Below are 14,071 nucleotides of genomic sequence, written 5' to 3'. Positions count from 1 at the left end.
TTCGTCAGATACTAGGGTGTGATCGAGCCGGAGGGGAAGAGCATGGCCGAGATCGATCGCCCGGCGCGCCGGGCGGGGCGTCCCCGGACGACGGTGCTCACCCGAGACCTCATCGCGCATGCGGCGCTGGGGCTTCTCGACGAGTCCGGCGCCGAGGGCTTCACGATGGCGCGGCTGGCCCAGGCGCTCCGCGTGCGGCCCAGCGCCCTCTACAACCATGTGGACGGCAAGGAGGACGTGATCGCCGCGGTCCGCGAACTGGTCTCCGACCGGATCGACGTCAGCGCGTTCGCGTCGCAGCCCTGGGATGCGGCGATGATCGCCTGGGCGCACTCGTACCGGGTGGCGTTCGCCGCACATCCACCGACGATCGCTCTGCTCGCGACCCTGCCGCTCACCGGTGCGCTCCGCACGATGCACATGTACGACACCGTCGTCACCGCGATGGTCCGCGCCGGGTGGCCCGAGCCGGAGGTGCTGCCGACGATCGTCGCGGTCGAGTCCTTCATCCTCGGCTCGGCGCTCGACGCCATCGCGCCTGGGGACATGTTCGACCCGAGCGGCGCCGAGGAGGAGGTGCCCGCGTTCGCGGCCGCCTACCGCGCCCGCGGGGTTGGTCTCGGGGCCACGCCGCCCGCCGACGCGGCGTTCGAGGTGGGGCTGACCGCGCTGGTGGAGGGCCTGCGGGCGCGGTACGCGCTGCTGGCTAGATCCAGCCCTTCCGCTTGAACACGAAGTAGAGACCGACGCCCATCCCGAGCATCAGCAGCAGCGCGAACGGGTACCCCAGCGCCCAGTGCAGTTCGGGCATGATGCGGAAGTTCATGCCGTAGACCGAGGCGACCAGGGTCGGCGCGAACAGGATGGCCGCCCATCCCGAGATCTTCTTCACCTCGTCGTTCTGCTGCTGGCCGACCAGGGTGGTGTGGACGCTCAGGGCGTTCTGCAGGATCTGGCGGAAGCCCTCGGCCCGCTCGGTGACCCGGATGACGTGGTCCTCGATGTCGCGGAACGCGTCCCGCAGCCCCTCGTCCTCCTCGCGGGCGAGCAGGCCCTGCCGCAGGTTGGCGAGCACGTCGCGCAGCGGGTCGACGGCGCGCTGGAAGTGCATGACCTCGGTCGAGAGCTCGTAGATGCGCCGCGAGACACCGCGGTCGCCGGAGAACAGCTGGTCCTCGATCTCGTCGATGTCATCCTCGAGCCCGGCGACCACCGGAGCGTACTCGTCCACGATCTCGTCGAGGATGCCGTACAGGGCGGCGATCGGACCGTGCGCGAGGAGGGCGGCGTCGCCTTCGAGCCTGCGCCGGACGCGGGCGAGGTCGGGCGACTCGAAGTGGCGGACGGTGATCACGAAGTCCGCGCCGAGGAAGACGTGCACCTCGCCGAACTCGACCTTCTCGGTCTCGTCGATGTAGTGGGCGGGACGGAGGACGACGAAGAGCATGTCGCCGTACTTCTCGATCTTCGAGCGCTGGTGCCCGGCGAGGGCGTCCTCGACGGCGAGCGGCGGCAGGTCGAACTCCTTCGCCACGGCGCCGAGCTCCTCCGCGTTCGGCCGGTACAGGCCGATCCAGGCGAACCCGCCGCGGTCGCGGACCGTCTCGCAGGTCTCCTCGAGCGACGGCGGCTCGGTACGGAGGCCGTCCACGTACACGGCGTTGTCGACGATCATCCCGCCTCCTCTCTGACGCAACCGTACCTCCGCCGGGCCGGCTGCGATCGCCGTGGCCATAGACTGGCCGCGATGTCCGCCCTGCCCTGGCTCGCCGCCGCCCTCGTCGTGGTCGGCGCGTACCCGGCCTCCCGGTTCGTGCGCAGGTCGTGGCGCTTCCGGGCGACCGCCACCGTCATCGCCGTCGTCGCCGGCCAGATCGCCGGACTCCTCCTGGTGCTGCTCGGGGTGCTGCTGCTCCCCCGGCCGGACCTCACCGGGGCGGGATGGTTCGTGCTGCTGCTCGCCGCGACGGTGCTTCCGCTCGCGATCGGCGACCTGCTGCAGTCGACGGACCGGAGGGCGATCCGGGCGGTGATCGCCGGGCTCGCCGCCGTGCTGACGCTCGGTGCCATCGGCCTGGCCGCCGTCCCGGCCACCGCCCAGCCCGTCGTCGCCGGCCACGCCGTCCCCGTCACCGCCAAGACCCTGGCGGACGGGTACCAGCTCGCGGTGCGCATCCCCCCGACGGCCTCGGGCTTCGCAGCGCGCGACGCCCACCTGTTCGTGCCGCCCGGCTGGTTGCGCGACCCCTCCGCGACACGGCCCGTGGTCGAGATGATGATGGGCCAGCCCGGCAACCCCACCCTCGGGGCGACGTTGGATGCGCTGCACAGCCTGGGCGACGACCGGCTCAACCAGGCGCCCTTCGTGCTGGTCGTGGACCAGCTGGGAGCGGTCGACAAGAACCCGCCGTGCGCGGACACCTCGGGCGGCAAGCTGGTCACGTACCTGTCGAACGATGTGCCCGCCTGGATCGACGCCAACCTCCCCGCGTCGCACGACCGGACGCAGCGGGTCATCGCGGGCTTCTCGCACGGCGGCGAGTGCGCCGCCTACCTCGGCGCGCTGTTCCCGCAGCAGTGGGGCGCGGTGGTCGACGTCTCCGGTCCCGACAAGCCGGGCGAGTACCGGCCGGCCGCGACCCGCGACCGGTACTTCGGCGGCGACCAGGTCGCCTACGAGAAGACCTGGCCGGCGAACGTCCTCAGCGCTCACGACTACCCGGAACCCGTCGTCGGGATCTTCGTGACCGGAGAAGAGGACGCGAAGTTCCGCCCGCAGGTGGAGGCGACCGCCACCGCGGCGGAGGACGCCGGCTGGAAGGTCACGTACTGGGCGGTCCCGGGCGAAGGGCACTCCGGCCCGACGCTCACGAAGGGCCTCGAGACGGCGTACAACCAGCTGATCGGCTCGTGGCTGAAGACGGGCGCGACCGGCTCCGGAGACCGCTTCCTCTGTGCTGCGGACCAGACCGCGCGGGCGTGCGGCGTGACCCAGGCAGCCGCGGTCGCCGGCACCGTCGCGATCGTCGACCTGTCGGCGCTGGCGGTGTTCCTGGTCGTGGCGCTCGCGCTCTTCTTCGCGCGCCGCGGCGCCGCGCTGCGCGGGCCGCGGGCGTCGGTGGAGGAGTAAGGGCCCGCTACGCCGCGACCGCGTCCCGGGACGCGACGAACGCGTCCACGCAGCGACGGATCTCCTCCTCGGTGTGCGCCGCGGACAGCTGCACGCGGATGCGCGCCCGCCCCTTGGGAACGACCGGGTACGAGAAGGCCGTGACGTAGACGCCCTGGCGCTGCATCTCGTCGGCGATGCGGGCGGTGAGCGCCGCATCCCCGAACATGACCGGGACGATGGGATGCGCGCCCGGCAGCAGGTCGAATCCCGCCTCGGTCATCAGCCGGCGGAACAGCTCGGCGTTCGTGACGAGCTGGGCCCGGAGGTGGTCCGACTGCTCGAGCAGGTCGAGTGCGGCGAGGGTGCCGGCGACGATCGACGGCGCCAGCGTGTTCGAGAACAGGTACGGCCGCGCGCGCTGGCGCAGCAGGTCGACGATCTCGCGGCGGCTGGAGACGTACCCGCCGGAGGCGCCGCCGAGCGCCTTGCCGAAGGTGCCCGTGTAGATGTCGACGCGGTCGGACACCCCACAGAACTCCGGGGTGCCGCGGCCGTGCTCGCCCACGAAGCCGACGGCGTGGGAGTCGTCGACGAACACCAGGGCGCCGAATTCGTCGGCGAGGTCGCAGATCTCCGCGAGCGGGGCGATGTAGCCGTCCATCGAGAAGACACCGTCGGTGACGACGACCGTGAAGCGGGCTCCCGCATCCCGAGCCGCCTGCAGCTGCGTGCGCAGGTCGTCCAGGTCGCGGTTCTTGTAGCGGTAGCGCTGTGCCTTCGACAGGCGGATGCCGTCGATGATGGATGCGTGGTTCAGCTCGTCCGAGACGATGGCGTCCTCGGCGGTGAACAGCGTCTCGAAGACGCCGCCGTTGGCGTCGAAGCAGGAGGAGAACAGGATGGTCGCCTCGGTGCCAAGGAACCGTGACACCCGGCGTTCCAGCTCCAGGTGCTGCTCCTGCGTGCCGCAGATGAAGCGCACGCTGGCCATCCCGTAGCCCCAGTCGTCGAGCGCCGACTTGGCCGCGTCCCGCAGGGCCGGGTGGTCGGCGAGGCCGAGGTAGTTGTTGGCGCAGAAGTTCAGCACCTCGTGGCCGTCCGCCGTGATCAGCGCCGACTGCGGACCGTGGATGCTGCGCTCGCGCTTGGTGAGCCCGGCCTCCTCGATCTCCTCCAGCTGGGTCGCGATGTGCTCCCGGAAGCTCCCGTACATGTTCAGACCTCCGTCCAGTCGAGGATGACCTTGCCGCCGCCGGCCGCCGCAGCCGCGGCGAACCCCTTCTCCCAGTCACGAGCTGCGAACCGGTCGGAGACGATCGACGCGATCGCGTCGTGCAGCTCCGTGGAGGTCTGCAGCATGGCGCCCATGGCGTTCCACGTCTCGAACATCTCGCGGCCGTAGATGCCCTTGAGGGTCAGCATGTGGGTGACGACGATCCCCCAGTCGACGGCGATCTGCTTGGCGGGGAGGCCCAGCATGGCGATGCGGCCGCCGTGGTTCATGTTCTCGATCATCGAGGGCAGCGCCGTCGGGGCGCCGCTCATCTCGAAGCCGACGTCGAAGCCTTCGCGCATCCCGAGCGCCTTCTGCGCCTCGTGGATGTCGTGCTGCGAGACGTCGACGGTGAAGTCGGCGCCCATCCCGCGGGCGAGCTCGAGCCGCTGCGCGCTGATGTCGGTGCCGACGATGAAGCGCGCGCCGACGTGGCGCGCGACGGCGATCGCCATGAGGCCGATGGGGCCGCATCCCGTGACCAGCACATCCTCACCGACCACCGGGAACGCGAGCGCGGTGTGGACGGCGTTGCCCAGCGGGTCGAACAGCGCGCCGACCTCCGGCTCGATGGCGCTGTGGTGCACCCAGACGTTCGTGGCCGGCAGCACGAGCTGCTCGGCGAACGCGCCGTCGCGCTGCACGCCGACGCCCTGGGTGCGGATGCACATCTGGCGGCGCCCGGCACGACAGTTGCGGCAGGTGCCGCAGACGATGTGACCCTCGCCGGAGACTAGGTCGCCCACCTCGACGTCGCGGACTAGCGGGCCGACCTCCACGACCTCGCCGAAGAACTCGTGGCCGGGGACCAGCGGGGCCTTCACGGCGGACGCCGCCCAGTCGTCCCAGCGCTGGATGTGCAGGTCGGTTCCGCAGATGCCGGTGCGCAGGACGCGGATCCGGACATCCTCCGGCCCCATCTCGGGCTCGGGTACGTCGACCAGTTCGAGACCCGCTGCGGCCTCGCTCTTGAACAGGGCTTTCATCGTCGCTTCCTCGTGGGAGTCGGTGTGCTTCATCGCGCGGCCGCGCCTTGTGGGCGGTTCCGGCCGAGCAAAAGCCTAGACCAGGCCGCCCGTGCGCAAGAGGTGGCGGCTCAGTAGCTCCAGCTCTTGTGCGCCGACCCGGGCTCGCAGGTGTAGACGGCGCCGCCGACCTGATGGACACCGTTGCCGAGACGGCCACAGGTCTGGAACAGGTCCACCATCGCCGGGATCAGGAGGGCCAGGATCACCGCGCAGAACAGGATGCCGACCGCCGAGATGATGATGCCGGCGATCGCGAAGCCGTTGTTGTGTCCCGCACGCCGCGACTGCACCAGGGCGACGATGCAGAGCACGAGTCCGACGATGTCGAACGGGAAGACGAACGAGAGCGCGAACCCGACGATGCCCAGCACGCGGCCGGGGACGCTCGGCGGACGGGCGGGGGCGTATCCGGGGCCCGGCGCGGGCGGGTACGGCTGGTAGCCGTACGGGGGCGGTGGAGCGTACGGGTCCTGCGGCGGCGTCGTCATCGGTCCACAGCAAGGGCTGCGAGCGCCGGGGGGACACGACCCACGGAGGGCGAGTCCGCGGCGCTAGAGTTCAGCCATGAAGCGCGCGCTGATCGTGATCGACCTGCAGAACGAGTACGTCACCGGCAACCTGAAGATCTGCTTCCCGGACCTGATGACGTCCATCCCGAACATCGAGGTGGCGTGGGACGCGGCCGACGACCACGGCGTGCCGGTGGTCGTCGTGCAGCACATCGAGGACGAGGGTTCACCGGTCTTCGCCCGCGGGTCCGAGGGCGCGGCGCTGCACTCCTCGATCGCCGACCGGACGCCGGCGCACGTGATCGAGAAGACGAGCGTGTCGGCCTTCCCCGGCACCGACCTCGAGCAGTGGCTGCGGTCGTCGGGCGTCGACACGGTCACCATCGCCGGCTACATGACGCAGCACTGCTGCGCGGGCACGGCGCGGGATGCGGCGGAGCTCGGCTTCACCGTCGAGTTCCTGTCCGACGCGACCGGGACGCTGGACCTCGTCAACGAGGCCGGCGCGATCTCGGCGGACGCCCTCCACCGCAGCGTGCTGGTGACGATGCAGTCCGAGTTCGCCGCCGTCGCGACGACGGAGGAGTGGACGCTCGCGGTCGAGGCCGGCGACGCGCTCCCCGTGTCGAACCTGTGGGACAGCACCGGCCACGCGCGTCTGCCCGAGAAGCACGCCGAGCTGCACAAGCTCATGCGGGAGGTGCGGGCCGGGATCGACCACGACATCGCGGCCGAGGAGGCCCACAACATCCAGAACACCCTGTACGTCGGGCAGGGCGTCTCGTCCCTCTGACGGCCTAACGCTCCAGCGGCCGCCAGACGACGAGCTGGTTGCTGCGGCGGATGCGGGTGCCGGCCCGCATCGAGACGACCTCGCCCTCCGAGCCGGCCGCGAAGACGCGGCGGCCCGGCCGGTTGAGGAGCTCGTCGGCGAGCGCCGACTCCAGCTCGCGGACGCGGCCGCGGAGCTCGCCGACCTGGTCCTCGAGCTCCAGGATGCGGCGGATGCCCTCCAGGCTGACGCCCTCGGAGCCGAGCCGGGCGATCTCCTGCAGCTTGGCGATGTCGCGCATCGAGTAGCGGCGCGACTTTCCGGCGGTGCGGCTGGGGCTGACGAGTCCGAGCCGGTCGTACTGGCGGAGCGTCTGCGGGTGCATTCCCGCGAGCTCCGCCGCGATCGAGATCACGAAGACCTGGCTGTTCTCGTCCATCGTCAGCTCCGGGCCTTGGCCAGGATGTCGTCGCGCGGGTTCTCGTCGGGGAGCTTCGCGGCGAACGCCTCGAGCGCCTCCTTGGCCTCGCCGGACAGGTGGGACGGCACGGCCACCTGGACGACGGCGAGCAGGTCGCCGGTGCCCTTCGGGGTCTCGACGCCGCGGCCCTTGACGCGCAGCACGCGGCCGCTCGGGGTGCCCGGGGCGACGCGCAGCTTCACGGGGTCTCCGCCGAGTGTCGGGACCTCGATGGTCGCGCCGAGCGCGGCCTCCGTGAAGGTCACCGGGACGTTGACACGGAGGTTGAGCCCGTCGCGCTCGAAGACGGGGTGCTTGCGCACGGTGACCGTCAGGACGATGTCGCCGGGCTCTCCGCCGTCGGGGCTCGGCTGGCCCTTGCCGCGCAGCTTGATCTTCTGGCCGTCCGCGACTCCCGCCGGGATCTTGACCTTGATCGGCTTGCCGTCGGATGCCTGGAGGGTGATGGTCTCGCCGCGGGTGGCGGTGAGGAAGTCGATGGTGGTGTGCGCGGTCACGTCGCGGCCGCGGGTCGGTCCGCCGTAGCCGCGGAACCCGCCGGTGGACGAGCCGAACCGGCCGTTGCCGAACAGCCCTCCGAAGACGTCGTCGAACTCGCCGCCCTGCTGGAAGGTGTACCGCTGATTGCCGCCCTGGCCGAACATCCCGCCGAAGACGTCGTCGAAGCCGCCCTGCGCTCCCGAACCGGGCGCGGTGAACCGGGCACCCGTGCCCATCGCGCGGATCTGGTCGTACTCCTTGCGCTCCTCGGGGTCGCTCAGCACCGAGTAGGCCTCGCTGATCTCCTTGAACTTCGCCTCCGCGGCGGCGTCGCCGGGGTTGGAGTCGGGGTGGTACTTGCGGGCGAGCTTGCGGTACGTCTTCTTGAGGTCGGCCTCGCTGACGTCCTTGGAGACGCCAAGCACCTTGTAGAAGTCCTTGTCGAACCAGTCCTGGCTAGCCACGGGCGCCTCCTCTCAAGTCGTTGTGGATGATGGATGAAGTCTGCATGAAAACGTGGGGGCGCACCTGCTGAGCGGAGCGGCGGGAACCGAGTTCCCGCCGCTCCGTGGTGCGCTGGATGCCGGTCAGGCCGGCACCGCGACGACGACCTTCGCCACCCGCACGGTCGTGGAGCCCAGGCGGTAGCCCGTCTCGACGACCTCGGCGACGGTGTCCGCCGTCACGCCGGGGGTCGGCTGCTGGAAGATCGCCTCGTGGATCTGCGGGTCGAAGGGCTCGCCCTTCTCGCCGTACGGGGTGAGGCCGAGGCGCTCGACCGCGGTGCGGAGCTTCGCCGCGATGGTCGAGAACGCGCTGCCCTCGCCCAGGTCGCCGTGCTTCTCCGCGCGCTCGAGGTCGTCGAGCACCGGGATGAGGCCCTTGACGGCGTCGCCGACCGCTCGCTCGCGCTCGATCTCGCGGTTGGCCTCCGTGCGCTTGCGATAGTTCGCGTACTCGGCGGTCACCCGCTGCAGGTCGGCGAGGCGCTCGGCCGCGAGCTCCTCCGCGGTGGTCTGCCCGGAGAGGATGTCGAGGTCGTCATCGCTGAGGATGGTCCCGTCCTCCTGCTCCTGGCCTTCGGCCGGGCCGACGTCGATGAGCTCCTCGTGGGAGAGGTCGTGCTCACCGGCGTCGTCCCCGCCGTCCGCGGGCGTGCCGTTGCCGGCCGCCTGGTCGCCCTCGGGCTGCCGGACCTTCCCGGTCTCGGGGTCGATCTTGCGCTTGTCGCGGATGACCGGCTCCTCGCGTTCCGGCTCCGGGGAGCCGCCGTTCTGGTCCGACATGATTACTTCTTCTCCTCGTCGTCGACGACCTCGGCGTCGATCACGTCCTCGTCGTCGTCCGACGACGTGGGCTGCTGACCGTCGCCCGCGTCACCGGCCGGGGCCTCGGAGGGCTGGGCCGACGAGTAGATCGCTTCGCCGAGCTTCTGCTGGCTGGCGCTCAGCGTGTCGTACGCGGACTTCACGGCCTCGTCGTCGTCTCCGGCGAGCGCGGTCTTCAGCGCGTCGACGTCGCCCTGGACCTCGTTCTTGACGTCCTCGGGGAGCTTGTCCTCGTTGTCCTTGATCAGCTTCTCGATCGAGTAGACGAGCTGCTCGGCCTGGTTGCGGGTCTCGGCGGACTCGCGGCGCTTCTTGTCCTCCGCCGCGTGCTCCTCGGCCTCGCGCACCATGCGGTCGATGTCCTCCTTCGGCAGGCTGGACCCGCCGGTGATCGTCATCGACTGCTCCTTGCCGGTGCCCTTGTCCTTGGCGGACACGTGCACGATGCCGTTGGCGTCGATGTCGAAGGTGACCTCGATCTGCGGGATGCCCCGGGGGGCCGGGGCGATGCCGGTCAGCTCGAAGGTGCCGAGCGGCTTGTTGTCGCGGGTGAACTCGCGCTCGCCCTGGAAGACCTGGATCGCGACGGACGGCTGGTTGTCGTCGGCCGTGGTGAAGGTCTCGCTGCGCTTGGTGGGGATGGCCGTGTTGCGCTCGATGAGCTTGGTCATGATCCCGCCCTTGGTCTCGATGCCGAGGGACAGCGGGGTGACGTCGATGAGGAGGACGTCCTTGCGCTCGCCCTTGAGGACACCGGCCTGCAGGGCGGCGCCGACGGCGACGACCTCGTCCGGGTTCACGCCCTTGTTCGGCTCCTTGCCGCCGGTCTCCTGCTTCACGAGCTCGGAGACGGCCGGCATGCGGGTGGAACCACCCACGAGCACGACGTGCGCGATGTCGCCGACCTTGATGCCGGCCTCGCGGATGACGTCCTGGAACGGCTTCTTGGTGCGGTCGAGGAGGTCGCTGGTCATCTGCTCGAACTGGGCGCGGGTGAGCGTCTCGTCGAGGTTGGCCGGGCCGTTCTCGGTCAGCGAGAGGTAGGGCAGCTGGATGCTGGTCGACATGCTCGACGACAGCTCCTTCTTGGCCTGCTCCGCCGCCTCCTTCAGGCGCTGCAGCGCGATCTTGTCCTTGGAGACGTCGACACCGGTGGAGTCCTTGAAGCGCTTGATGAGCCACTCCACGATCCGCTGGTCCCAGTCGTCGCCGCCGAGGCGGTTGTCGCCGGCGGTCGCACGCACCTGGATGGTCGAGAAGTCGTCGTCCTTGCCCACCTCGAGCAGGGAGACGTCGAAGGTGCCGCCACCGAGGTCGAAGACGAGGATGAGCTCGTCCTCCTTGCCCTTGTCGAGGCCGTAGGCGAGCGCGGCCGCGGTGGGCTCGTTGATGATGCGCAGGACGTTGAGGCCCGCGATCTCACCGGCCTCCTTGGTGGCCTGGCGCTCGGCGTCGTTGAAGTACGCCGGGACGGTGATGACCGCGTCGGTCACCGTGTCGCCGAGGTACTGCTCCGCGTCGCGCTTCAGCTTCTGCAGGATGCGCGCGGAGATCTCCTGCGCGGTGTACTTCTTGCCGTCGATCTCGGTGGTCCACGTGGTGCCCATGTGGCGCTTCACGGACGAGATCGTGCGGTCGACGTTGGTCACCGCCTGGCGCTTGGCGGTCTCGCCGACGAGGACCTCGCCGTCCTTGGTGAATGCGACCACCGACGGGGTGGTGCGGAAACCTTCCGCGTTGGCGATGACCGTGGGCTCGCCGCCCTCGAGCACCGAGACGACGGAGTTCGTGGTTCCGAGGTCGATACCTACTGCACGTGACATGTGTGCTTCTCTCCTTTGTTGCTGGCGTGTGCCGTGAAAGTCTGTGGTCAAGAGTTGAGCCTCGACGACTCAAGACTGTCATCCGCGTGGGATGCTGTCAAGAGCGCGGGTCCAAAACTTGAGTACACATGACTCAACTTTGGAGAAGGTGCGGCTATTCCCCTACGGCTGCAATCGCTGGACCGTCCAGCCGCCGTCGCCCCGCCGGTATTCGAGCCGGCGGTGCAGGCGATCAGGGCTGCCGTGCCAGAACTCGATCGTCTCCGGGACCACGCGGTAGCCGAGCCAGTTCTCGGGGCGCTCGATCGGCCCCTCGGCGCCCTGGAGGTCGCGCGCCGCGGTGCGCAACAGGTCCAGGTCGTCGAGGGGCGCATCCTGCTCGCTCACGGCCGTGGCCGCCTGCGCCTCGCGGCGGCGCCGGGCGAAGATGGCGTCGGACTCGTCGCTGCCGAGGCGCTCGACCGGGCCCGAGATCCGCAGCTGCTGCACCAGTTCGCGCCAGTACAGCACGACCGCCGCCCGCGGGTTGTCCGCGAGCTCCCGTCCCTTCCGGCTGCGCTCCGCCGTTCCGAACGTGACGCCGTCCGCTTCCAGCGCGACGAGGGCCACCGTGCGGGCATCCGGGATGCCGTCGGCGCCGGCGGTCGCGAGGGTCGCGGCGAGCGGCTCGCTCACCCCGCGCGCCTTCGCGCGCTCGAGCCAGGCGGCGAGCAGGCCGCCGGGCTCGGCGGGCGGGTCGTCGAACTCGGGCAGGTACAGGTCGGCATCCCCCGTGAGCGTGTTGGCCATAGCGCCACCCTAGGCTCGGCGGGCTCACCCGGCGAGGGTGCCCTCCGCGGCCTCGCTGGGCGCCGGGTCGGGGAGGCGGCGCATCCGGAACGCGTTCGCCACGCCGAGCAGGCCGGCCAGCACGGGCACCAGCAGGGCGACCTGCAGCGAGATCGGCCGCGACTCGGTGTTGATGCGCACGACCTCGGCCTGCACCTCGGGCGGCTCGGTCTTGAGCAGCTCGATGAGCTTGGTGTTCGACATCACCTCGGCGTCGGTCTCCAGCACCTGCGAGATCTGCGCCTTGTCGTCGGGCGGCAGCACCGTGCTCGCATCCGTCTTCGCGGTGAACGTCGCGGCGAGCGTCGCCAGCATGATGGCGCCCGCGAACGCCAGACCGAAGGAGAGCCCGAACGACCCGGCCGCGGAGTTCACGCCCGCGGCCTCGCTCACCCGCTCGTCGGAGACCGGGGACAGCGTGTAGTTGTTGAGCTGCGACACCAGCAGCCCGAGCCCCGACCCCGCGATGATCAGCGGGAGCGTGAGGTACCAGCCCGACGTCGCGATCGGCACCAGCGGGATGATCGCGGCGACGCCGACGACGGCGAGCGAGAAGCCCCAGAGGATCAGGTTGGCAGGCCGCCGTTTCAGCCGGCGGCCGGCGAGCAGCGCGACGGCGAACATGCTCAGCGAGAGCGGAGCGATCGACAGCCCGGAGAGCAGCGCGTTGTACTCGAGCACCATCTGCAGGTAGATGGGCAGCGCGATCATCGTGCCGCCGAGCGCGATCTGCTGGAGCAGCTGACCGGAGACGCCGGACTGGAACAGCTTCGACCGGAACAGCCGCGGGTCGAGCAGCGTGGGCTTCGACCGCCGCGACCGCGAGCGCAGCCAGATCGCCAGCGAGACCAGGCCGGCCACGCCGACCAGGATGATCAGCAGCACCCGCTCGCCGCCCTCCTGCCAGACCAGGATGCCGGTGACGATGCCGCCCATCCCGATCACCGAGAGCAGCGCGCCCACCAGGTCGACCGAGCGCTCCCCGGTGTACTTGACGTCTTTCACCAGGCCGATGCCGGAGAGGACGACCGCGATGATGACCGCCTCCAGCAGGAAGCCCACGCGCCACGACAGGAACGTGGTGATGAAGCCGCCGAGGAGCGGACCCACCGCCGCGGCGATCGCCGCGGACGCACCGACGAGCGCGTACACGCGCTTCTGCTGGGCGCCCTCGAAGTTGCCGTGGATGAGCGACTGCATCGCGGGCAGCAGCAGCGAGGCGCCGATCCCGCCGATGATCGCCCAGAATACGATGATCGCCGCCAGGTTCTGCGCCAGCGTCATCGCGATCGCGCCGATGGCGTAGCCGAGCAGCCCGAGCACATAGGCCAGCTTGCGGCCGATCAGGTCGCCGGTCTTGCCGCCGATCAGGATGAACGCGGCCGACACCAGCGCCTCCAGCGCGATCGCGCTCTGCACGCCGCTGACCGTCGTGTGCAGGTCGTGGACGACCGCCGAGATGGAGACGTTCATCAGCGAGGTGTCGACCACCAGCACGAACATCGCCATCGCCAGCAGGATCGCCAGCCGTCCGTTGAACCGCACCGGAGTCGTGCTCTCCGCACTCATGGCGTACCTCCTCGCGTCCCCTGGCACGCTCAGGGAAGCACACCGCGCCGCGTTTGGGACCCCCCGATTCACACCGGTCGCACAAGCACCGTCGCTAGCGTCGAGGGCATGGAAACGGACCCCGCCGCCGCCCCGCTCCTCTCCACCCGCGCCATCGAGGCGCTGCAGAGCATCGACCCCGCGACGCTCAGCGAGGTCCAGGCGTTCCGGGACGATTTCGCGCGGTTCATCATGCCGTACAAGTTCGGCATCGACGAGATCTCGACCAAGGTGGGCATCCTTCGGGAGGAGTTCGCCGAGCTGCACGACTACAACCCGATCGAGCACATCTCGAGCCGGCTCAAGTCGCCGGAGAGCATCGAGCAGAAGGTCATCCGCAAGAACTGCGAGCCGAGCTTCGACGCGATCCGGGAGGCGATCACCGACATCGCCGGCATCCGCATCGTCTGCAGCTTCGTCTCCGACGTGTACCGCGTGTTCGACCTCCTGACCGCGCAGGAGGATGTGCGGACGCTGCGCGTGAAGGACTACATCGCGCATCCCAAGCCCAACGGCTACAAGAGCCTGCACGTCATCGTCGAGGTGCCCGTCTTCCTCAGCGAGGGACCGGTGCTGGTGCCGGTCGAGATCCAGCTGCGCACGGTGGCGATGGACTTCTGGGCCAGCCTCGAGCACAAGATCTACTACAAGTACGACGGCGAGGTTCCCGAAGGCCTGCTGCGCGACCTGACCCAGGCGGCGAGCACCGCGAACCAGCTCGACCTGACCATGGAGAACCTGCACCGGCAGGTGCGCGGCGACGACCGCGGCACGGTCTACAGCCTCCCCGCCTCGATCTAGCCGCGCACCCTCGCACCGCAGTCGCCGA

Annotated in this window: 14 protein-coding genes; 4 read left to right on the top strand and 10 right to left on the bottom strand. The window is 70.1% G+C overall.

From position 1 onward, the window contains the following. The first annotated feature begins 42 nt into the window (after positions 1–42). Positions 43–729: a TetR/AcrR family transcriptional regulator gene (locus ACTJI1_RS15655; RefSeq protein ID WP_440743369.1), complete on the top strand. Its 687-nt coding sequence runs from the start codon at positions 43–45 to the stop codon at positions 727–729. Here the strand turns inward: ACTJI1_RS15655 and corA are convergent. Next, the gene (gene corA, locus ACTJI1_RS15650) at positions 707–1,675 is read right to left on the bottom strand and encodes a magnesium/cobalt transporter CorA (RefSeq protein WP_310131876.1); all 969 of its coding nucleotides are present in this window, start codon (positions 1,673–1,675) and stop codon (positions 707–709) included. The two genes, ACTJI1_RS15655 and corA, sit on opposite strands and share 23 nt — an antisense overlap. Positions 1,676–1,747: 72 nt before the next feature. On the opposite strand from corA, the gene ACTJI1_RS15645 reads away from it, so the two are divergent. Continuing rightward, positions 1,748–3,130 carry an alpha/beta hydrolase gene (locus tag ACTJI1_RS15645; RefSeq protein ID WP_440743368.1) on the top strand — a complete coding sequence of 461 codons (1,383 nt, stop codon included), beginning with the start codon at positions 1,748–1,750 and terminating at the stop codon, positions 3,128–3,130. Positions 3,131–3,137: 7 nt separating this feature from the next. Here the strand turns inward: ACTJI1_RS15645 and ACTJI1_RS15640 are convergent, their stop codons facing one another. The 3 genes from ACTJI1_RS15640 to ACTJI1_RS15630 all read right to left on the bottom strand — a co-directional run bounded on the left by ACTJI1_RS15640 (position 3,138) and on the right by ACTJI1_RS15630 (position 5,901). Next, a complete protein-coding gene (locus ACTJI1_RS15640; RefSeq protein ID WP_440743367.1) occupies positions 3,138–4,325 on the bottom strand; it encodes a glycine C-acetyltransferase in 1,188 nt (395 codons plus the stop codon). A 2-nt stretch (positions 4,326–4,327) separates the two neighbouring features. After that, the gene (tdh, locus tag ACTJI1_RS15635) at positions 4,328–5,371 is read right to left on the bottom strand and encodes an L-threonine 3-dehydrogenase (protein WP_440743366.1); all 1,044 of its coding nucleotides are present in this window, start codon (positions 5,369–5,371) and stop codon (positions 4,328–4,330) included. A 110-nt stretch (positions 5,372–5,481) separates the two neighbouring features. Next, on the bottom strand, positions 5,482–5,901 hold the full coding sequence (locus tag ACTJI1_RS15630; RefSeq protein WP_310131885.1) for a DUF4190 domain-containing protein: 420 nt from the start codon (positions 5,899–5,901) through the stop codon (positions 5,482–5,484). 76 nt (positions 5,902–5,977) lie between these two features. Between ACTJI1_RS15630 and ACTJI1_RS15625 the strand changes: the two genes are divergently transcribed. Continuing rightward, positions 5,978–6,715 (top strand): cysteine hydrolase family protein, encoded by a 738-nt coding sequence (locus ACTJI1_RS15625; RefSeq protein WP_440743365.1) that lies wholly within the window; start codon positions 5,978–5,980, stop codon positions 6,713–6,715. A gap of 4 nt (positions 6,716–6,719) precedes the next feature. Here ACTJI1_RS15625 and ACTJI1_RS15620 read toward each other — a convergent pair whose 3' ends face one another. From ACTJI1_RS15620 to ACTJI1_RS15595, 6 genes are all read right to left on the bottom strand, one after another. Next, positions 6,720–7,133, bottom strand: coding sequence for a heat shock protein transcriptional repressor HspR (locus ACTJI1_RS15620; RefSeq protein WP_310131889.1), 414 nt, complete (start codon positions 7,131–7,133; stop codon positions 6,720–6,722). 2 nt (positions 7,134–7,135) lie between these two features. Further along, positions 7,136–8,119, bottom strand: a complete 984-nt coding sequence (locus tag ACTJI1_RS15615) for a DnaJ C-terminal domain-containing protein (RefSeq protein WP_310131890.1) — start codon at positions 8,117–8,119, stop codon at positions 7,136–7,138. A 123-nt stretch (positions 8,120–8,242) separates the two neighbouring features. Further along, entirely contained in the window at positions 8,243–8,941 is a 699-nt protein-coding gene (locus ACTJI1_RS15610) for a nucleotide exchange factor GrpE (RefSeq protein ID WP_310131891.1), read from the bottom strand. 2 nt (positions 8,942–8,943) lie between these two features. Then, the gene (dnaK, locus tag ACTJI1_RS15605; protein WP_310131892.1) at positions 8,944–10,806 is read right to left on the bottom strand and encodes a molecular chaperone DnaK; all 1,863 of its coding nucleotides are present in this window, start codon (positions 10,804–10,806) and stop codon (positions 8,944–8,946) included. A gap of 162 nt (positions 10,807–10,968) precedes the next feature. Then, on the bottom strand, positions 10,969–11,595 hold the full coding sequence (locus ACTJI1_RS15600; protein WP_440743364.1) for a pyridoxal 5'-phosphate synthase: 627 nt from the start codon (positions 11,593–11,595) through the stop codon (positions 10,969–10,971). A 24-nt stretch (positions 11,596–11,619) separates the two neighbouring features. Next, positions 11,620–13,203, bottom strand: coding sequence for an MFS transporter (locus ACTJI1_RS15595; protein WP_440743363.1), 1,584 nt, complete (start codon positions 13,201–13,203; stop codon positions 11,620–11,622). A 108-nt stretch (positions 13,204–13,311) separates the two neighbouring features. On the opposite strand from ACTJI1_RS15595, the gene ACTJI1_RS15590 reads away from it, so the two are divergent. After that, on the top strand, positions 13,312–14,043 hold the full coding sequence (locus ACTJI1_RS15590) for a GTP pyrophosphokinase (protein WP_310131896.1): 732 nt from the start codon (positions 13,312–13,314) through the stop codon (positions 14,041–14,043). Positions 14,044–14,071 lie beyond the last annotated feature (28 nt).

It is taken from the genome of Leifsonia sp. 22587 (genome assembly GCF_052044215.1).
GTDB lineage: Bacteria > Actinomycetota > Actinomycetes > Actinomycetales > Microbacteriaceae > Leifsonia > Leifsonia shinshuensis_C.
Note: the sequence above shows the minus strand (reverse complement) of the source record. Positions and strands in the feature narration are given on the sequence as shown.